Here is an 18474-nt window from a genome sequence, read left to right as displayed (position 1 = left end):
GTGCTACTCACCGCGGACAGCGTCGCCGGCACCGTGGTCGGTGTCGCCGCCCTGCTCGTCGTGATCGTCGCGACCGTTGTCGCCCAGCGCATTCCGGCCGTGGTGGTGGCCGCACCGGTCGCCGCGTTGCTCATCGCGCTCGGTCTCGCCGACCTCCAGGACGCCGCCGACGAGATCACCACGATGGCGCCGACCATCGGCTTCCTGGCCGCGATGCTGGTGGTCGCCGACGCCTGTGCCCGCGCCGGCGTCTTCACCTGGATCGGGTCGCTCCTGGCCCGGTGGAGCAGGGCCTCGCCACATCGACTGTTGCGCATCGTCTTCCTCGCGGCCGCGGCGACGACCGCGGTCCTCAGCCTCGACACCACGATCGTCCTGCTGACCCCGGTGGCCGTCGCCACCGCACGGCGGATCGGCGCGCGGGTGACACCGGTGGCGTTCGCCAACGCCCACCTGGCCAACACCGCATCGACCCTCATGCCGGTGTCCAACCTGACCAACCTCCTGGCGTTCTCCGCGACCGGGCTGAGCTTCCTCGGTTTCACCGGCGTGATGCTGGCACCCTGGGTCGCCGCGATCGTCGTCGAATACCTGATCTTCCGCCTGTACTTCGCCGATTCGCTCGCGCGCACGGCGCCCGCCTCCGGTTCGGACTCCGGCGAGAACACCGCACCCGAGGACCCACCCCGCCCCACCCTGATGCTCGCAATGCTCGGGCTGCTCCTGGTCGCCTTCGTCGTGACCGAACCGCTGGGCGTCCCCCTGGCCGCGGTGGCCGGCGTTGGCGCGGTCGCGTTCACCGTGCCGCGGCTGCTCGACGCCCCGCTACCCACCATGCGGGACACGCTGATCGCGGTGAACATCCCCTTCCTCGGGTTCGTCGCCGTGCTCGGTGTCGTCATCCTCCCGGTTCGAACCGGCCCGATCGGCGACTGGATCGGCGGGTTGATCCCCGGCGAGTCCACCCTCCTCGCGCTGCTGGCGGTCGCCGCGCTGGCCGCGGTCCTGGCCAACCTGGTCAACAACCTGCCGGCGACCCTGCTCCTCATCCCGCTCGTCGCGCACGACCCGGGCTTGGTGCTCGCGATGCTCCTCGGGGTCAACCTCGGCCCCAACCTCGCCTACTTCGGGTCGCTGGCCAACCTGCTGTGGCGCGACATCATGCACCGCGACGGTTCCGGTGGGGGCACGGGCGCCCCGACCTCCCGCGAGTACCTCCGCCTCGGCGCACTCACCGTCCCGGCGACGCTCGTCGTCGCGGTGGTCGCCCTGTGGGCGGTGCTGCGGTTCACCTGACGACGGCCCGTAGAGTCACCCGTTCTACGCGCCGGTCGTGACTCGCAGGCGTGGGTGGGTGAAGGCGAAGACGGCGATGAGCAGGGTCGTGACCGTCGCGGCTACCAGCGGGGCTTGTTGGGAAGTCTCGTACAGAGCGGTCGCCGCCGCCGGCGCCACGATGAAGGTGAGGGCGTTCGTGGCGGCGACGAGTCCGGCGACACTGCCCTGCTCGTCGGCGGTGACAGCGAGCGACGCCCCGGCGGTGTACCCCGGCGCAGCCATGCCGAGGCCGACGCCGATGAGGAAGATCGCGACCAGCAGGCCGAGAGCTCCCCAGTCCGGGACCAGCAGACAGAAGCCGCCGAGCGCGATGAGCGCACCCACACGGATGTATCGCACCGGGGACCAGTGCAGTCGCGGTACCGCGATCCCCTGACTGATCACGAGGCCGACGCCGGCGATCAGCAGGGCGATCCCGGTGATGAGGGTGGCCTGCTCGGTATCGAGCGCGAGGCGGTCCTGGACCAGGAAGCCGACGAGGATCTGGATGAACCCCAGCGCCGTGAACAGCCCGAAGGAAATCAACAGGAAAGGCCACACCCGCTGATCGGTGAACGACACCCGGCGCGGAGCAACCGTCTCCTCGGCCGGTTCGGCTGGACGCAGCGCGATGACGATCACGAGCAGGGTTGCGGCGAGCATCACGGGCACGGCCCACAGCGGCACCAGGGTCGACACACCTCCCAACAGCCCGCCCGCCGCAGCGCCGACGATCATGGAGGTGCCGGTGGCGGCGCCGATCGCGGCCACGCCTCGTACGCGCTCGTCGACGGTGGGCGTGACCGAGGCGATGTAGGCCTGAGCGGTGGGGATCACCGCCGCCTCGGACAGGCCGAACCACACGCCCCGGACCAGCAGCATCACGACGAAAACGGCACCGGCCGACAGGGCGCCCTCGACGCCTGCCTGTGCGGCCGCGGCGAACACGACCATCGCGCACGTCCCGCTGGCGACCGTGGCCGTCAGGATGCGTTTGGGGCCGACCCGCTGAGACAGCCGACCCCAGATGGGACCGGCCACCGCGATACATGCCGCCGCGGTGGACACCACGAGCCCGACCTGCCACTCCGCGATTCCGATCTCACGTGACAGTGGCGCGATCAACGGGGTCATGACCATCATGGCGGTGTATGTCAGGAACACCGTCGCGACCACCAGACGAACCTGCCGCCGGCTCGCCGCCTGGGATGTTCCGTGCACTGCTGAGGGGGCGGTGGTCACGCGTCGCCTTTCGCTGGGGAGGCGGTCCGGCGGTGGTGGGCGGGGCCCGCATCCTCGACGTGAGGGGGGTACGGATGGGTTGCGTTCATACTCGTTTCCTCCGTATGTCGTTCTGCCACAGCGCATGTCGACGCCACTGTTGGCTTGCCTGCTGGTATCCGCGGCAGCGGGTGCGGCCGTGGTGTCCGCTGCTCAGCCCCGCGGGCGCTCCACGTCGACGACCACCTCTTCCCGCGGGCGCGCCACTCAATGTAACTTAGGCTTACCTAATTATCGACAGCGGGTTGATGCCGATGCGCGCGCGGGGCGACCGGGACGCGCACGGATGGCAGGTCCTCGATCCGGTTCCTACCATGACCACATGCTCACCGCGCTCGTGTCCTTCGTCGTCACCGCGACGCTGATCGTGCTGCTGCCGGGTCCGGACACGCTGGTGGTTCTGCGCGGAGTGGTACGCGGAGGACGCGGAGAGGCGATGCGCACCGCCGCCGGGGTCGTGTGCGGTCTGATGGTCTGGGTCACCGCGGCCGTGCTCGGCCTGTCGGCGCTGCTGCAGGCCAGCCAGACCGGTTACGAGATCCTCAAGATCATCGGAGCCTGTTATCTCGTGTGGATGGGTATCAGCTCGGTCCGCGCGTTGCTGCGGGCCGCACCCGACCTCGCGGCCGCTCAGGAGGCCGCCGCGCCCCCGGCCGACCGAAGGGTCGGGCTGCTGTTCTCGGGCTTCACCGCCGGATTGCTCACCAACATGCTCAACCCGAAGATCGGCATCCTGTTCATCAGTCTCCTGCCCGGCTTCGTGCCGGACGGGTACTCGACGGGATGGACGACCCTCGGGCTGGGGGCCACCTACATCGCGCTCACCGCGGCGTACTTCACCGTGCTGGTGGGCGCGGCCGGCCGCATCGCGGGATGGCTCCAGAGCGCACGAATCCGCCGTCGCGTCGAAGCGATCGGCGGAGTCGCGTTGATCGGGCTCGGAGTGCGCCTCGCACTCGAGGGCTGATCAGACCGCGGCGGTCTCCTGGGCCGCCGCCGCGGCCTTGGCCCAGCGGTAGTCGGCCTTGCCGGCCGGGGTCCGCTTGACCTCGTCGACGAAGACGACGGTACGCGGAACCTTGTAGCGGGCCAGGCTCTCCCGACAGTGGTCCTGGATCTCCTCGAGCGACGGCTCGTCGGACCCGTCGGCGACGGCGATGACCGCGGCGACGCGCTGCCCGTACTTCTCGTCGGGAACCGGGACCACCAGCGCGTCGGCGATCGCGGGGTGCCCGTGCAGCGCGGCCTCGACCTCCTCGGCGTAGACCTTCTCACCACCGGTGTTGATGCACTGGGAGCCACGTCCGAGAAACACGATCGACCCGTCGGCCTCCACTGTGCCCATGTCGCCCAGGATCGAGATCCGGGTCCCGTCGGCCAGCGTCGGGAACGTCTTCGCCGTCTTCTCCTCGTCCTTGTAATAGCCGAGCGGGACGTTGCCGATGCGCGCGATGTAACCGACCTCCCCCGACCCGGGCTCGATCTTGTTGTGCCGCTCGTCCACCACCATCATCCGGTCGGTCGGCGGGACCTTCAGGTTCCCGTTCTCGTCCATCATGATCTCGCCGTCGTTCCCCGACTCCGACGCCCCGAAGTTGTCGCGCAGCACCAGATCCGGCTTCACCGCGAGCATGCGGTCACGCACGTGCTGGGACCAGATCGCACCACCGGAGGTGATCGAGAACATCGACGACAGGTCGACGGCGTCCTTGCGCTTCTCGAGCTCCTCGACGAGGGGCATGCCCATGGCGTCGCCGACGATGAGGACGATGTTCACCTTCTCCTTCTCGATCTCGGTGACGATGGCCTCGGGATCGAAATCCCGTTGGATGACCAGGCGTCCGCCGAGGGTGAAGAACGTGAAGAGCGAGTACGACGCCGCGCCGTGCATGAGCGGGGCCGCGAGCAGGAACGCGATGGGCGGGAAATCCTTGACCGCCGTGCCGATCTCCTCCAGATCCCGGCGGGCCTCTCCGTACGGGTTCCCGCCGGAGAGCGGCTTGCGGAAGAAGTCGTCGTGCTGCCACATGACGCCCTTCGGGTACCCCGTGGTGCCGCCGGTGTAGAGCAGGTACAGCTCCTCGCCGTTGCGCGGCTCGAAGTCCCGGCCGTCCGGTGTGGATTCCGCATCGGCGAAGGACACGATCTCGACGACGCGACCGTCGGGCAGGTCGGCAGCTGCCGCACGCAGTTCCTCCACGACGTCACCGATGACGAAGACCGTACGCACGGTGGGCGTCTCGGCGAGAAGTGCCGCCACACTGCGCTGATGCTCGGGCAGTTCGACGATGATCGCGCGGGAGTCGGAGTTGTCGAAGATGTACTGCAGTTCGGCGTTGGTGTAGCGGTAGTTCACGTTGACCGGAACGGCACGGACCTTCAGCAGCCCCAGCAGGCTCGTCACGTGCTCGACGCTGTTCTTCAGGAACAGGGCGACGTTGTCGAACGCGCCGATCCCCGCGCCGGCGAACAGATGTGCCACCTGGTTGGAGAGGGTGTCGAGTTCGGCGTAGCTGATCTGGCGACCCTGGTAGCTGAGCGCGATCCGCTCGGGCACCGAGTCGGCCACGGTCTCGAAGACATCGGCGAGGTTGAACTTCATCGTGCGCGCTCCTTGGTCATACGGAGTGGGTGGATCGAGTGGAAGAGCATCGGATGTCGCGGCGTCATGCGGTCAGCACCAATCCGCTTGTGGGAACACCGGTCCCCGCGGTCACGACGACCTTCTCGGCGCCGCCGACCTGGTTGACCGAGGTCCCGCGGATCTGTCGGACCCCTTCGGCGATCCCGTTCATCCCGTGGATGTAGGCCTCGCCCAGCTGGCCACCGTGCGTGTTCAGCGGCAGCCGGCCACCGACCTCGAGGGCTCCCGGTTCCCGGACGAAGTCCTTGGCCTCGCCCCGCCCGCAGAATCCGAGTTCCTCGAGCTGCAGGAGTGTGTACGGCGTGAAGTGGTCGTAGAGGATCGCCATGTCCATGTCGTCGGGACGCAGGCCCGACTGCGACCACAGCTGACGGCCGACGAGTCCCATCTCCGGCAGACCCGCCAGCTCCTGCCGGTAATAGCTGGTCATGATGTACTGATCGGCGGCACTACCGGCCGCGGCGGCCGCGATCACGGCGGGCTTGTGCGGCAGGTCCTTCGCACGTTCGGCCGACACGATGACCAGTGCGACACCGCCGTCGGATTCCTGGCAGCAGTCGAGCAGATGCAACGGCTCGGCGATGTAGCGCGAGTTCTGGTGATCCTCCAGAGTGATCGGCTTGTCATAGAAGAACGCGTCCGGGTTCACCGCCGCGTGCTTGCGGTCCACGACGGCGATACGACCGAAATCCTCACTGGTGGCCCCGAAGTCGTGCATGTAGCGCTGGGCGATCATCGCGACGAACGCGGCGGGGGTGGACAGTCCGTGCGGATAGGTGAAGGCGTTCTCGGTACCCGAGGAGTTCTCCTGGTTCGCCACCGCCGAATTCACCTGTCCGAAGCGCAATCCGGACCGCTCGTTGAAGGCACGGTAGGCCACCACGACATCGGCGACGCCCGTGGCCACCGCCATCGCGGCCTGCTGGACCGTGGCACACGCCGCACCTCCGCCGTAGTGGATCCGCGAGAAGTACGTCAGGTCTTTGATACCCACGGCCCGGGCGACCGAGATCTCGCTGTTGGTGTCCATCGTGAACGTGACGAGACCGTCGACGTCGGCGGGTGTGAGGCCGGCGTCGGCGATCGCCGCCGACACCGCCTCCGCGGCGAGCCGCAGCTCGCTGCGTCCGGAATCCTTGGAGAACTCGGTGGCACCGATCCCGGCGATCACGGCCTGCCCGGACAGCGACCCCATCAGACGTCCTCCCCTCGGCTCGTGGAGACGGCCGCATCGTCGACGCTCAGCGTGACCGTCGAGATCACGTGCTTGCCGAGCGAATTGGTCCCGGTCACGGCGACCGTGATCACCCCGGCATCGATCTCGGTGACCTCACCGGTGAAGGTGACGGTGTCGTAGGCATACCAGGGGACACCGAGTTTCAGTGCGATGGAACGGATTCTGGCAGACGGACCGGCCCAGTCGGTGACGAACCGCTCCACCAGCCCGGTGTCGGTGAGGATGTTGACGAAGATGTCCTTGGACCCCTTCGCCTGCGCGAGGTCGCGATCGTGGTGCACGTCCTGGAAATCGCGCGTGGCCAGCGCGGTCGCCACCACGAACGTGGGTGTCGCCTCGATCGTCAACGGCGGCAGCGTCGTTCCGACGGCCGCGGGGTGTGCGGCAACGCTCGTCATGCGGATTCCCCTTCCGTGGTCGTGGCCGGTTCCCATGCGTGCAGGGTCCACGCAGCGGTGCCGGCCGCCTCGTCGGCCGGGAAGTCCAGATAGGTTGCGCGCACGCGCATGCCGATCGACACGTCGTCCGGCTCCACGCCCCGGAGTTCGCCGAGCATCCGAACCCCCTCGTCGAGTTCGACGAGCGCCACCACGAACGGCAACCGGCGGCCGGGCACCTTCGGCGCGCGGTGGACGACGTAGCTGTAGACGACGCCGGTACCGGCCGCGACCACATAATCCGTCGGCGGCACGGTTCCGTCGGCCTCACGCGGTTTCCAGGTGGCCGGCACCGGCGGGTGCCGCAGTGCGCCGTCGCCGTCCCGTTGGATGCGCAGTTCGTGCGCGGCCACCCCCTCCCAGAAGAAGGCGGTGTCCCGGGACGCGCTGGGTCTGAGCAGCCGCGCCGGGTCCAGGTCGTCGGGTGTCGCGGCCGCCGCCGGCACCTGCTCGGGCGTGGCCTTCTGTGCAGCGGGTCGGAACTTCAGGATGCGGAAACGCATCTCGGCGACGACCTCGCGCTCCCCGGTCTCACCTCCGACCGACCAGACGTTCCGGGTGGTGAAGAACCAGCCCTCGCCGAGGGCGGTGTTCTTCGGCCCCACCACCTCGACGAGTTCGGCCGACAGCGCGACCTCTTCGCCCGGCCGGGTGTAGCGGTGGTAGACGGTGTCGCAGTTGGTCGCCACCACCGAGGTGAAGCCGGCCTCGTCGAAGAGTTCGCTCGCGCGACCCAGCGGGTCGTCGGCCGTCCGCACCCCGTGCAGGCCCCGCATCGTCCACACCTGTGCCATCGCGGGCGGCGCGACGATGCCGGGATGCCCGGCGTCCCGGGCGGCGTGGGCATCGGTGTAGACGGGGTTGGTGTCCCCCATCGCCTCCACCCAGTTGTTGATCATGGGCTGGTTGATCGGGTCCCGGCCGGCGACCGGCGAGCTCGGTCCGGCGTCGATGATCTCCTGCGCGGCGGCTCGGATCGCCTCGTCTCCGACGACGCCGTCGCGGGCGAGTTCGGGCGCGCTCACCGCTTGGCCCGCGGTAGTCCGAGACCGGCGGTCGCGATCATGTCGCGCATGACCTCGTTGACCCCGCCGCCGAACGTGATGACCACGTGCCGCTTCTGCTGCACGTCGAGCCAGTTCACCAGCGCCGCGGTCTCGGGATCGGTGAAATCGCCGTAGCGGCCCACGATCTCGTCGACCATCCGGCAGACGGTCTGGATGCGCTCGGTCGAGAACACCTTGGTCGCAGCCGCATCGGCCATCGAGATGGCCTCACCGGTCGCGGCCACCTGCCAGTTGAGCAACTCGTTGATTCGTCCGTAGGCGTCGATGGTGGCGAGCGCGCGGCGGACGTCCGGATGCTTGGCGATGACCGTTCCGTCGGGACCCGGTCGCTGCGCCCAGGCACGCACCCGCGCCGCGAGGCCGTCGATGCGGCCGGCGGGACCGAGCATGACGCGCTCGTGATTGAGCTGCGTCGTGATCAGTTTCCAGCCGCCGCCCTCCTCACCGACGCGCATCGACACCGGTACCCGAACATCTTGGTAATAAGTGGCATTCACGTGGTGGGCGCCGTCGGCGGTGATGATCGGCGTCCAGGTGAAACCGGGGTCGGAGGTGTCGACGATGAGGATCGAGATGCCCTTGTGCTTGGGTGCATCCCGGTCGGTCCGCACGGCGAGCCAGATGTAGTCGGCGTCGTGACCGCCCGTGGTGAAGATCTTCTGCCCGTTGACCACGTAGTGGTCGCCGTCGCGGACCGCGGTGGTGGTCAGCGAGGCCAGATCGGTGCCGGCCTCGGGCTCGGTGTAACCGATCGCGAAATGCACGTCGCCGGCAAGGATCGCGGGCAGGAACTTCTGCTTCTGCTCCTCGGTGCCGTGGACCTGAAGCGTCGGCCCGACGGTCTGCAGCGTCACCGACGGCAGTGGGACGTCGGCGCGCACGGCCTCGTTGGTGAAGATCTGCTGTTCGATCTCACCGAAGCCCTTGCCGCCGAACTCCTTCGGCCAACCGACTCCCAGCCAGCCGTCGTCACCCATCCGCTTGATGACCTTGCGATAGGTCGGTCCGTGGCGTTCGGTGAGCATCACCGCCGCCTCGTCGGGTGTGACCAGGTCGGCGAAGTACTCGCGCAGTTCGGCGCGCAACGCGCGCTGTTCCGGGGTGAGATCAATGAACATCGGGCACCTCTGCGATACGGGTGTCGTCGGCGGGGACGTCGGTGATGTCGGCGAGTTCGTCGAGCCGCACGTGTGCGCCGCCCACCAGCCGCGCCAGATCCTTGGTGAGCGAGAAGTAGCGATGGAGCGGATAGGTGATGTCGACGCCGATCCCGCCGTGCAGGTGGGTCATCGTCCGGGTGGTCGGCGGGATCTCCTCGGCCAGCCAGTAGGCGGCGATCGCGAGATCGGTCGACGCGTCGAGTCCCTCGGACAGTCGCCAGGCCGCGGCGGTGGTCGCCAGTTCCATCGACCGCCCGACGACGTAGATGTCGGCCAGTTGCTGGCCCACCGCCTGGAACAGGGCGATCGGCTTGCCGAACTGTTCGCGGGTGGAGACGTGATCGGCGGTCAGGCGGGTGGCGCCGGCGACCAGGCCGTCCGCATAGGCGCACAGCGCGAGGCGATACCGGTCGCGGAGGATCGCGAGATCGCGAACCACGATGTCGGCGTCGTCGACGGGTACGTCGTCGAAGGTCACCGTGTACTCGCCCCAGCCGCTCGAGGTCGGCGTACGCGTGACGGCGACCCCGTCGGCGCCCGGCGACACGGCCACGACGCCCGCGTCGGCGGCCACGAGGAACAGCGAGGCACCGTCGGCGTGCAGCACCCCGACCTTCGTCCCGGTGAGCCGACCGTCGCGGACGGAGGTCCGCGGGGTGGCGGTCAGGGCGTCGCCGTGTTCGCCGATCGCGACCGAGACCCAGCTTCCGCCGGTGAGCGAGCCCCCGAACCGCGACCACACCGATCCCTCGCCCGTCTGGGCGTCGGCCTTCGCGAACACGAGCGCCGCGGTCAGCGAACCGAGAGCGGGCGTCACGGCCGCTGCGCGTCCCATCCGGCGGAACAACGGGAGCAGACCCGATTCGTCGACGTCGTCACCGTCGAGTGCGGCCGGCAGCGGCAGCGCGAGCAGGCCGGCGTCGACGAGCGCCTGCCAGCCGTCGGCCTCGAACCCGCCTCGCGTCGTACCCGTGCCGTCGGAATCGCGACCACCGAACGTCGACTCCCAGTCGGGCTGTCGTCGCGCGAACACGTCCTCGGCGACGTCGCGAACCGCGATCGCCGTGCCGTCCAGGGCAAAGTCCACCCTGTGCCTCCCTCACCATGAACCCGTCAAGAACTAGAACCTGTTCTAGTTGTATCAGAGTCCGCGCGCACGGGTGTCGGAATCGGCGCTTATCTGCGGTTTCGGGACTTTCGGGGGCAGTCAGGACCGAGGCAAACCGAGAATGCGTTCCGCCGCGGCCGTGCGCAGGATCTGAGTCGTCCCGCCCGCGATGGACAGGCAGCGGTTCTGCAGGACCGCGTCGGACGCCTCGGACGCCGCCAGACCGGCCACCCCCAGGAGCCGCAACGCCAGATCGGGCACCGACTGCCGGTGTTCGACGCCGATCAGTTTGCGCACACTCGACAGCGCGCCGGGGTCGAGCCCGGCCAGCTGCCTCGTCGCCGCACGAGCGTCGAGAACCCGGCCGACATGCGCGTCGGCGAGCTGGGTGCCGAGCGCACCGAGCTCCTCGGCGGTCAGCTCCCGCCCCATCGATCGCACCTGCGACAGCAGCGACTCCATCTCCTTGCCGAGACCGGTCCCGCCCATCGCCACCCGCTCGTTCGCGAGCGTGGTCCGGGCCAGCCGCCAGCCGCCGTTCACCTCGCCGACGACACAGTCATCGGGTACGACGACGCCGTCGAGGAAGACCTCGTTGAAGTTGGCTCGCCCGGAGAGCTCACGCAGCGGACGGATGTCGATGCCGGGCGAACCCATGTCGACGAGGAAGTACGTGATGCCCTTGTTCTTCGGCGCCTCGGGATCGGTGCGCGCGAGACAGATCGCCCACTGCGCGGTGTGGGCCTGCGAAGTCCAGATCTTCTGGCCGTCCAGCCGCCAGCCGCCCTCCACCCGCACCGCTCGGGTCCGCAACGCGGCCAGGTCCGAGCCCGCCTCGGGCTCGGAGAACAGCTGGCACCACACCAGGTCGCCGGCGAGCGTCGGCGCGACGAACCGCTCGCGCTGCGCATCCGTGCCGTGCTCCAGGATCGTCGGGATCGCCCACGCCCCGATCACCAGATCGGGTCGCTCGATCCCGGCCGACTCGAGTTCGGTGTCGATCAGCAACTGCAGCGCCGCATCCGCACCCAGGCCGTGCGGTGCCGGCCAGTGCGGGGTCAGGTAGCCGGTCTCGGCGAGGAGCCGGCGGCGATCACCCGGATCGGCATCGGCGATCGCCGCGACGGTCGCCCGGACCTCGTCGCGGCGGTCCTCGACCTGCGAGAGGTCGAGGCGGAAACGTCGTCGCGTCCCCGCGAGTCCGAGTCCGGCGAGCGCCGCGGCGTGCGCCGAGGCGTTCGCCAACGCCGCCTGTGCGGCGAGCGCCGCCCGGAGATAGAGGTGGGCGTCGTGCTCGAAGGTGAAGCCGATGCCACCGAGGACCTGCACGCAGTCCTTGGTGTTGGCGACCGGGTCGCGGGCCACCACGACGTCGGCGGCCAGCCCGCTGATCTCGAGTTGCTCACGCGCGGTGTCGAGTTCGTCTGCGGACCCGCCCGTCTCCGCCCCTCCCGAGGCGGCCGCGAGTACGTCGTCGACCGCCCGGGCGACGTCCCACGCGACCGCGGTGACCCGTTCGCTGCGGCACAACATCTCTGCACAGATGTGCTTGATCGCCTGGAAGGAACCGATCGGCACCCCGAACTGGGTGCGGACCTTCGCGTACTCGACGGCGGTGTCGAGCGCCCAGCGGGTGACACCGCTCTGATACGCGGCGAGTGTCGCCGACAGCAGTCCGGCGACGAACGTCCCGTCCCGGAGTTCGATCAGGTCGTCGACCGCGATCTCGGACACGCGGACGCGGCTGACCGACGCGGTGCCGTCGAGCGGGGTCTGCGGCGCGACGTCGGCGACACCGGCACCCGGTGGGACGATCCACCAGGACCGCTCCCGATCCGCGGTGCCGAACTCGACCAGAACGGCGCACCCGTCGACGTAACCGGCGACGAGTCCGAGGTCGATCTCGCCGTCGGACAGTTCGAGGGCCACCCCGGCATAGCCGGCCGCGGGCGTCACCACCGGCACCGATCCGGTCAGCAGGTCCGGCAACAGCGCGGCGCCTCGGTCGGCGTCGCTCTCGTGCGAACCGCCGCGGAGAACCGCCAGCGCGATCGCCGCCGTCACCGTCGGACCGAGCGGGCCGGGGACGAGGTCGACCCCGCACTGTTCGAGCATGGCGGCCACGTCCAGGAAGCTCGCACCGAGGCCGTCGGACGCCTCCGGAACCGCGGCGGCGAACACGCCCAGATCGGCGATCTGGGAAAGTAGTTGCGTCCACTGGTCGCGGGGCTTGTCGATGTCGGAACGGACGATGTCGGTCACACTGGTGGAGCGCGCCCAGGACGCGATGCTGTCACGCACCGCGATCTGCTCGGAAGACGTGGCGATTGTCACTGGCAATCCCTGTATGTCGAGTTGTGACGAATAATTAGAACCTGTTCTAATATGCCATGGGTGTACTCGGATCGGGTAGCCACCCGCGATCCACCCGCCAGAGACGTTTTTGACACGTGAGGATGTTCGAGAGCACATGGCCCGTTCTGCACCCGGCAACGCCGCGGTCGACGCTCCCAACGGGGCTGCGGCGTCCGCCGCTTCGCCCGAAGCCGGCTCCACCGCGCAGCGCGAACGCCGCCGCCGCATCCTCGACGCCACCCTCGCGCTGGCGTCCAAGGGCGGGTACGACGCCGTGCAGATGCGCACTGTCGCCGACAAGGCCGATGTGGCCGTCGGCACGCTGTATCGCTACTTCCCGTCGAAGGTCCACCTGCTCGTCACCGCCCTGGCCCGGGAGTTCGAGCGCGTCGAGTCCAAGGTCGATCGTTCGCAGTTGCGGGGCGACACCGCGATCGACCGCCTCCGCCACGTCCTGGACATGATCACGTTCGCCATGCAGCGCGATCCCCTCCTGACCGAGGCCATGACGCGCGCGTTCATGTTCGCCGACGCGTCCGCGACCGCCGAGGTCGACCAGGTGGCCGGGATCATCGACCGGCTCCTCGCCGGCGCCATCGTCGACGACGGCGAACCCACCGAAGAAGACCTGGCGATCGCTCGCGTCCTCTCCGATGTGTGGATGTCGAACCTGGTGCAGTGGCTCACCCGTCGCGCATCGGCGACCGATGTCACCAACCGACTCGAGCTGACCGTCCGGCTCCTGCTCAAAGACCGCGCCAAGTAGCAACCCGGAGTTCCCCACGGCCCGACGACGTCACAACTGGGTGACGACGGATCGCCTCGGTTGGGACCACCCACTCAACTCGGCTACCTTTGTTACGTCTGAGAATTTTGTTAACAGAAGGGGCTAGAGGTGCGATCCTCCTGGTTGCGACGACTGTGCGTCGCCGGCTGTGCCGTGGCGGTCGCGACCGCCGGATGGGCTCCGGCCGCGCTGGCCGAACCCACCCCCGACCCCGATCGCGCCCGCATCGACACCGTGGTCCACGACTCGGCCCAGCAGTCGACTCTCATCGTGTACTCGGCGGCGATGCGCAAGCTCATCCCCGTCAACGTCCTGCGCCCCAAGGACACCACCAAGTCGCGCCCCACGCTCTACCTGCTCAACGGCGCCGGTGGCGGCGAGGACTCGGCGACCTGGGCGGCCAAGACCCAGTACGCGAAGTTCTTCTCCGACAAGGACGTCAACGTCGTGACGCCGATCGGCGGCGCATTCTCGTATTACACCGACTGGCAGCAGGACGATCCGGTGCTCGGCCGCAACAAGTGGACGACGTTCCTCACCAAGGAGCTCCCACCGTTGGTGGACAAGGAATTCGACACCACCAAGGTCAACGCGATCGCCGGGATCTCGATGGCCGGCACGTCGGTGCTCAACCTCGCGATCGCCGCACCCAAGCTCTATCGGTCGGCCGCCGCCTACAGCGGATGCGCCCGCACCAGTGATCCGGTGGGACAGGCCTACATCCGGATGGTCGTCGCCGACCGCGGGCAGGGCAATCTGACCAACATGTGGGGACCGGTCAACTCGGCCGGCTGGCGGGACAACGACCCGTACATCCACGCGGACAAGCTGCGCGGCACCAAGGTCTACATGACCAGCGGGACCGGCATGCCCGGCCAGTTCGACCGGCTCGAGGCACCGCTGGTCGCGGGCGATCCGCTGACGCTGGCCAACCAGATGGTCATCGGCGGCATCATCGAGGCCGCGGTCAACGAGTGCACCAAGCAGATGGTCTCGCGCATGCGGGCGCTCAAGGTGCCGCACGAGGTCACCTTCCGGCCGAGCGGCACCCATTCCTGGGGTTACTGGGAACGCGACCTCGAGACCACCTGGCCGAAGATCGCGGCAGACCTGAGGTGAGCGACGCATCGGACCGCTTGTGGGCCGATGACCTGACCGTGGGCCAGATCTTCGAATTCGGCACGCATTTCGTCAGCGAGGACGAACTCCTCGACTTCGCTCGCGCGTGGGATCCGCAGGATTTCCACACCGACCCCGATGTCGCCGGACGGGGCCCCTACGGAGGACTGATCGCCAGTGGGCTGCACACGATGTCGATCTACCAGAAGCTCAATGTCACCGGCGTGCTGAACAATTGGCGGGTGATCGCCGGCAAGCGACTCGGCGACGTGGAATTCCTGCGTCCGGTGCGTCCCGGCGACACCCTCACCGGCTCGACCGTCATCGACGCGATCGAGTTCGACGACCGCGACCGCGCTCTGGTCACCTCGTCGGCGGAGCTGCGCAACGCCGAGGGCAAACCGGTGATGCGCACCGTCGTCGAGGCCTATGTGCACGCCCGCCCGGGTCGCGCGCACACCTGACGTCTGCTCGGTTCACCACCGCGGTCACCGGTGCGAGGCGAACCGCCCCGGTCGTCCCGCCGGCCCCGCCCGGAGGTGACCCGCCGGGCGGATCTCGCGGCGCGCCTACGATGGTCGTCGATGACCGACGACCGTGTTCCCGAGATCGCAGACCTACCGCGGGACCGTGAACCGGGCGGTCGTCGCCCCGACGAGCCCGAGCGGACCAGCATGTTCGCATCGTTGCGCATCCCCAACTATCGCCTCTTCTACGCGGGGATGGCCGTCTCGATGACGGGTTCGTGGATGCAGGCCACAGCGCAGGCGTGGCTCGTCCTGACGCTGAGCGGATCGGCGTCCGTCCTCGGTCTCGTCGTCGCCCTCCAGGCGCTACCCGTCCTGCTCATCGGTCCGTACGCCGGGGTCATCGCCGACCGCGTCGACCGGCGCCGGTTGCTCATCGTCCTGCAGTCGGTGATGGGGTTGCTGGCCGCGGTGCTCGCTGCCATCACCCTCACCGGGGCGGTGCAGGTCTGGCACGTGGGCGTACTGGCCGTGATGCTCGGGCTCGGGCACGCCTTCGAACAGCCGGCGCGACAGGCGTTCATCCACCAGATCGTCGGCAAGGACCTGCTCCGCAACGCGGTCACACTCAACTCGGTGATGGTGAACGCTGCCCGCGCGGTGGGTCCGGCGGTCGCCGGTGTGGTCCTCGGCCTCGTCGGATCCGGTGCGTGCTTCGCCGTCAACGCCGTCAGCTTCGTCGCCGTGGTCGCCTCTCTCTCGCGCTCGACTCGTCGAAGATCACCACCGAGACACCTATTCCCCGTGCCAAGGGCCAGTTGCGCGAAGGTCTCCGCTATGTCCGGGGCAGCCCCGCGCTGTGGATCCCGCTGGCCACGATGGCGCTCGTCGGCACCCTGACCTACAACTTCCCGGTCACCCTGCCGGCCGCCGCGGACTTCGTGTTCGACGGCGGGCCGGAGGCCCTCGGCTTCATGACGTCGGCGATGGGGGTGGGCGCAGTCGTCGGCGGACTCGTGGTCGCCGCCCGCGGGAGCACCGGCCTGCGCCCACTCACGCTGGCCGCCTTCGGCTTCGGGGTCACCGTCGCGGCGACCGCCCTCGCGCCGAATCTGCCGACCGCGATCTGCGCACTCTTCGGGGTCGGCTGGCTCAGCGTCACGTTCATGTCGACCGGCAACGCCACCTTGCAGCTCAATTCCGAACCGCGGATGCGGGGTCGGGTGATGGCACTGTGGTCGGTGGCCTTCATGGGTTCCACGCCGATCGGGGGGCCGATCGTCGGCGCGATCATCGAGACGTTCGACGCCCGTGTCGGTCTCGCCGTCGGAGCCGCCGCCTGCCTGCTCGCCGGAACACTCGCCCTCCTCGCCACCCGCCGCAGCGGGGCCGCCATCACCTAGACCAGTGGCCGTCCGGTCCTGGCCCGAAGCCGGACGTCGGCCAGCAGGAGCCGAAAACCCAACTGCGACAGCCACAACGGCGTGCGACGTTCCTTGGCGACGAGCCGGCCGACGTAAGCGTCGAACCACGCCTGGTCCTCGTCGGTCCACTCGACCCGGAGGGCGTCCCGGAACGGCTGCGGCAGATACCCGATGGTCCGGCGGAGCTTGACCGGACCGTACTTCTCCTGGATGCGGGTGGGCGCGTAGCCGAAGTTGGCGATGTCGAGCAGGAAGTCGCGGATCTCGTCACTGATCTCGATCCGCGAGACCTGCTCGTCCCAGAAGGTCGTGAACTCATCACGCGAGGCCGGCCAAGCCTCCGCGGGCATCTGCAGGGTCGTGCCGCAGACCTTGCCCTGCTGGTAGAACTTCTCGCGCTCCTCGTCCTGCAGCGGTCCGTGGACACGCTCGTAGATGTCCTCCCACCCGTAGTAGAGGCAGGCGGCGACCCAGAGCTGCAGGTCGGTGTTCATCGCGTTGTACTCCACCGGACTGTCCGCATCCGAACGCACCTGCGCGTGCTGCCGGTTGACGGCATGCCGGTAACGGCGCCGGTCGTCGGCGTTGCCCAGCATCGCGACCGCCAGATACGAGGCGGTGGTCCGCGCGCGTTTGACCGGATGCCGATCGAGCCGCCCGTTCTCGACCTTGCTGTGTGCGACTCCGTATCCGACCGCCGGGTTCGCCAGCTGCATGATCACGTTCGTCGTGCTCATCGTCTGCCCCATCGTCAGCGGCGAACGCGCGAAGAAACTGCTGTCGATATCGTCCATCTCCGCCCGCGACATGCGCTGATCACCCTGCGTCATGGCCCCACCCATTCTGATAACACGTGTTGTCTGATTGTCTTGCTGTCAGCTTAGCGCCTGTTTGCGCACCGGTCGACAGCACTGGGTGAGAGCACCGGCCGAGCGACCCCGAACGCGGCGAACCCCGGCTCACTCCGAGGTGAGCCGGGGTTCGGCGGCGATCCGCAGGGAGATCGGTGGGGGACAGATCCAGATCGGCCCGGGGCAGATCAGTAGGAGTAGAAGCCGCGGCCCGTCTTTCGTCCGAGCCGCCCGGCGTCGACCATGCGGCGCAACAACGCCGGCGGCGCGTAATGGGGTTCGGCGAACTCCTCGTACAGCGACTCCGCGGCCGACAGCGTGATGTCCAGGCCGATGGTGTCGACCAGGGTGAGCGGACCCATCGGGTATCCGCAGCCACCCTTCATCGCGAGGTCGATGTCCTCGGCCGAGGCGTACCCCGAATCGAACATCCGGATGGCCTGGCACAGGTACGGGATGAGCAGGGCGTTGACGATGAACCCGGACCGGTCGCCCGCACGGACCGCGGTCTTGCCGAGCGTGTCGGTGACGTACGCACTCACGGCGTCGGCCGTCTCGGGTGCGGTGGTGAGCGTGGAGATGATCTCGACCAGTGGCATCACCGGCACCGGATTGAAGAAGTGCACGCCGACGACCCGCTCGGGAGTCTTCGTCGCCGTCGCCACCTTGATGATCGGGATCGACGACGTGTTGGTGGCGAGAATGGTGTTCGCGCCGGTCGCAGCGTCGAGGTTCGCGAAGATCTCGCGCTTGAGCTCCTCGATCTCGGGGGCCGCCTCGATCACGAGCTCGCGATCGGCGAGGTCGGCGTAGTCGGTCGTCACCCGAAGCCGACCCAGCGCGGCGTCGGCGTCGTCCTGGGCGAGCTTGTTCCTGCTGACCGCCTTGGCCAGCGACTTCTCCACGCGCCCACGCGCGGCGTCGGCGAACTCCTGCTTGACCTCCACGATCACGACATCGCTGCCCGCCTTGGCGCACACCTCCGCGATGCCCGCACCCATGGTGCCTCCGCCGATGACGCCGATCTGCTGCACAGTGAACCTCCGAAGTCGAGTGATACGACAAACGGTAGTCGGTCGTCGGATCGGCCGTCCGAACGACTCCCGACCTCCCGGGAACATTCCGGCCCGAGGTCGCCTCCAAGTACATGAACCGCCCAGAAGCACTGCACACCAGCGCTCCACCACTTGGAAGGACACACCCCATGAGCACCGAGATCC

Annotated in this window: 15 protein-coding genes and 1 pseudogene; 6 read left to right on the top strand and 10 right to left on the bottom strand. The window is 68.6% G+C overall.

Annotated features, from left to right (window positions below):
* Nucleotides 1–1296, top strand: a complete 1296-nt coding sequence (locus AMD30_RS20135; RefSeq protein ID WP_055476869.1) for an SLC13 family permease — start codon at nt 1–3, stop codon at nt 1294–1296.
* A gap of 24 nt (nt 1297–1320) precedes the next feature.
* Here AMD30_RS20135 and AMD30_RS20130 read toward each other — a convergent pair whose 3' ends face one another.
* Nucleotides 1321–2559 (bottom strand): MFS transporter, encoded by a 1239-nt coding sequence (locus AMD30_RS20130; RefSeq protein ID WP_055476868.1) that lies wholly within the window; start codon nt 2557–2559, stop codon nt 1321–1323.
* 361 nt (nt 2560–2920) lie between these two features.
* Here AMD30_RS20130 and AMD30_RS20125 point away from each other — a divergent pair, with 361 nt between their 5' ends.
* Nucleotides 2921–3565 (top strand): LysE family translocator, encoded by a 645-nt coding sequence (locus tag AMD30_RS20125; RefSeq protein ID WP_055476867.1) that lies wholly within the window; start codon nt 2921–2923, stop codon nt 3563–3565.
* On the opposite strand, the gene AMD30_RS20120 is transcribed toward AMD30_RS20125, so the two are convergent.
* The 7 genes from AMD30_RS20120 to AMD30_RS20090 all read right to left on the bottom strand — a co-directional run bounded on the left by AMD30_RS20120 (nt 3566) and on the right by AMD30_RS20090 (nt 12585).
* Nucleotides 3566–5200, bottom strand: coding sequence for an acyl-CoA synthetase (locus AMD30_RS20120; RefSeq protein WP_055476866.1), 1635 nt, complete (start codon nt 5198–5200; stop codon nt 3566–3568).
* 64 nt (nt 5201–5264) lie between these two features.
* Nucleotides 5265–6437 carry a lipid-transfer protein gene (locus AMD30_RS20115; protein ID WP_055476865.1) on the bottom strand — a complete coding sequence of 391 codons (1173 nt, stop codon included), beginning with the start codon at nt 6435–6437 and terminating at the stop codon, nt 5265–5267.
* Nucleotides 6437–6877 (bottom strand): MaoC family dehydratase, encoded by a 441-nt coding sequence (locus AMD30_RS20110; protein WP_055476864.1) that lies wholly within the window; start codon nt 6875–6877, stop codon nt 6437–6439. Before AMD30_RS20110 ends, AMD30_RS20115 begins: the two co-directional genes overlap by 1 nt.
* A complete protein-coding gene (locus AMD30_RS20105) occupies nt 6874–7941 on the bottom strand; it encodes a bifunctional MaoC family dehydratase N-terminal/OB-fold nucleic acid binding domain-containing protein (RefSeq protein WP_055476863.1) in 1068 nt (355 codons plus the stop codon). The genes AMD30_RS20110 and AMD30_RS20105 overlap by 4 nt, the downstream gene beginning before the upstream one ends.
* On the bottom strand, nt 7938–9101 hold the full coding sequence (locus AMD30_RS20100; protein ID WP_055476862.1) for an acyl-CoA dehydrogenase family protein: 1164 nt from the start codon (nt 9099–9101) through the stop codon (nt 7938–7940). The genes AMD30_RS20105 and AMD30_RS20100 overlap by 4 nt, the downstream gene beginning before the upstream one ends.
* Entirely contained in the window at nt 9091–10230 is a 1140-nt protein-coding gene (locus tag AMD30_RS20095; RefSeq protein ID WP_055476861.1) for an acyl-CoA dehydrogenase family protein, read from the bottom strand. Before AMD30_RS20095 ends, AMD30_RS20100 begins: the two co-directional genes overlap by 11 nt.
* A gap of 120 nt (nt 10231–10350) precedes the next feature.
* Nucleotides 10351–12585 carry an acyl-CoA dehydrogenase gene (locus AMD30_RS20090; RefSeq protein ID WP_055476860.1) on the bottom strand — a complete coding sequence of 745 codons (2235 nt, stop codon included), beginning with the start codon at nt 12583–12585 and terminating at the stop codon, nt 10351–10353.
* A 136-nt stretch (nt 12586–12721) separates the two neighbouring features.
* On the opposite strand from AMD30_RS20090, the gene kstR reads away from it, so the two are divergent.
* The 4 genes and pseudogenes from kstR to AMD30_RS20070 all read left to right on the top strand — a co-directional run bounded on the left by kstR (nt 12722) and on the right by AMD30_RS20070 (nt 16382).
* The gene (kstR, locus tag AMD30_RS20085; RefSeq protein WP_010842157.1) at nt 12722–13372 is read left to right on the top strand and encodes a cholesterol catabolism transcriptional regulator KstR; all 651 of its coding nucleotides are present in this window, start codon (nt 12722–12724) and stop codon (nt 13370–13372) included.
* Nucleotides 13373–13501: 129 nt separating this feature from the next.
* A complete protein-coding gene (locus AMD30_RS20080; RefSeq protein ID WP_014925456.1) occupies nt 13502–14512 on the top strand; it encodes an alpha/beta hydrolase in 1011 nt (336 codons plus the stop codon).
* On the top strand, nt 14509–14976 hold the full coding sequence (locus AMD30_RS20075) for a MaoC/PaaZ C-terminal domain-containing protein (protein WP_055476859.1): 468 nt from the start codon (nt 14509–14511) through the stop codon (nt 14974–14976). The genes AMD30_RS20080 and AMD30_RS20075 overlap by 4 nt, the downstream gene beginning before the upstream one ends.
* A 120-nt stretch (nt 14977–15096) precedes the next feature.
* Nucleotides 15097–16382 (top strand): annotated as a pseudogene (locus tag AMD30_RS20070) (MFS transporter).
* Here the strand turns inward: AMD30_RS20070 and AMD30_RS20065 are convergent.
* Together AMD30_RS20065 and AMD30_RS20060 are read right to left on the bottom strand one after the other, a co-directional pair.
* On the bottom strand, nt 16379–17245 hold the full coding sequence (locus tag AMD30_RS20065) for an oxygenase MpaB family protein (protein ID WP_055476858.1): 867 nt from the start codon (nt 17243–17245) through the stop codon (nt 16379–16381). The pseudogene AMD30_RS20070 and the gene AMD30_RS20065 overlap by 4 nt on opposite strands.
* 197 nt (nt 17246–17442) lie before the next feature.
* Nucleotides 17443–18288 (bottom strand): 3-hydroxybutyryl-CoA dehydrogenase, encoded by an 846-nt coding sequence (locus tag AMD30_RS20060; protein ID WP_055476857.1) that lies wholly within the window; start codon nt 18286–18288, stop codon nt 17443–17445.
* Between the last annotated feature and the right edge of the window lie 186 nt (nt 18289–18474).

The sequence above is a fragment of the Gordonia sp. HS-NH1 genome (assembly GCF_001418765.1).
In the GTDB taxonomy this organism is placed as follows: domain Bacteria; phylum Actinomycetota; class Actinomycetes; order Mycobacteriales; family Mycobacteriaceae; genus Gordonia.
This window is presented reverse-complemented; position numbering and strand designations above follow the sequence as displayed.

Coding starts and splice junctions, on each gene's coding strand:
- AMD30_RS20110 (WP_055476864.1), bottom strand. CDS start 6,877: ATGACGAGCGTTGCCGCACACCCCGCGGCCGTCGGAACGACGCTGCCG.
- AMD30_RS20120 (WP_055476866.1), bottom strand. CDS start 5,200: ATGAAGTTCAACCTCGCCGATGTCTTCGAGACCGTGGCCGACTCGGTG.
- AMD30_RS20100 (WP_055476862.1), bottom strand. CDS start 9,101: ATGTTCATTGATCTCACCCCGGAACAGCGCGCGTTGCGCGCCGAACTG.
- AMD30_RS20125 (WP_055476867.1), top strand. CDS start 2,921: ATGCTCACCGCGCTCGTGTCCTTCGTCGTCACCGCGACGCTGATCGTG.
- AMD30_RS20065 (WP_055476858.1), bottom strand. CDS start 17,245: ATGGGTGGGGCCATGACGCAGGGTGATCAGCGCATGTCGCGGGCGGAG.
- kstR (WP_010842157.1), top strand. CDS start 12,722: ATGGCCCGTTCTGCACCCGGCAACGCCGCGGTCGACGCTCCCAACGGG.
- AMD30_RS20115 (WP_055476865.1), bottom strand. CDS start 6,437: ATGGGGTCGCTGTCCGGGCAGGCCGTGATCGCCGGGATCGGTGCCACC.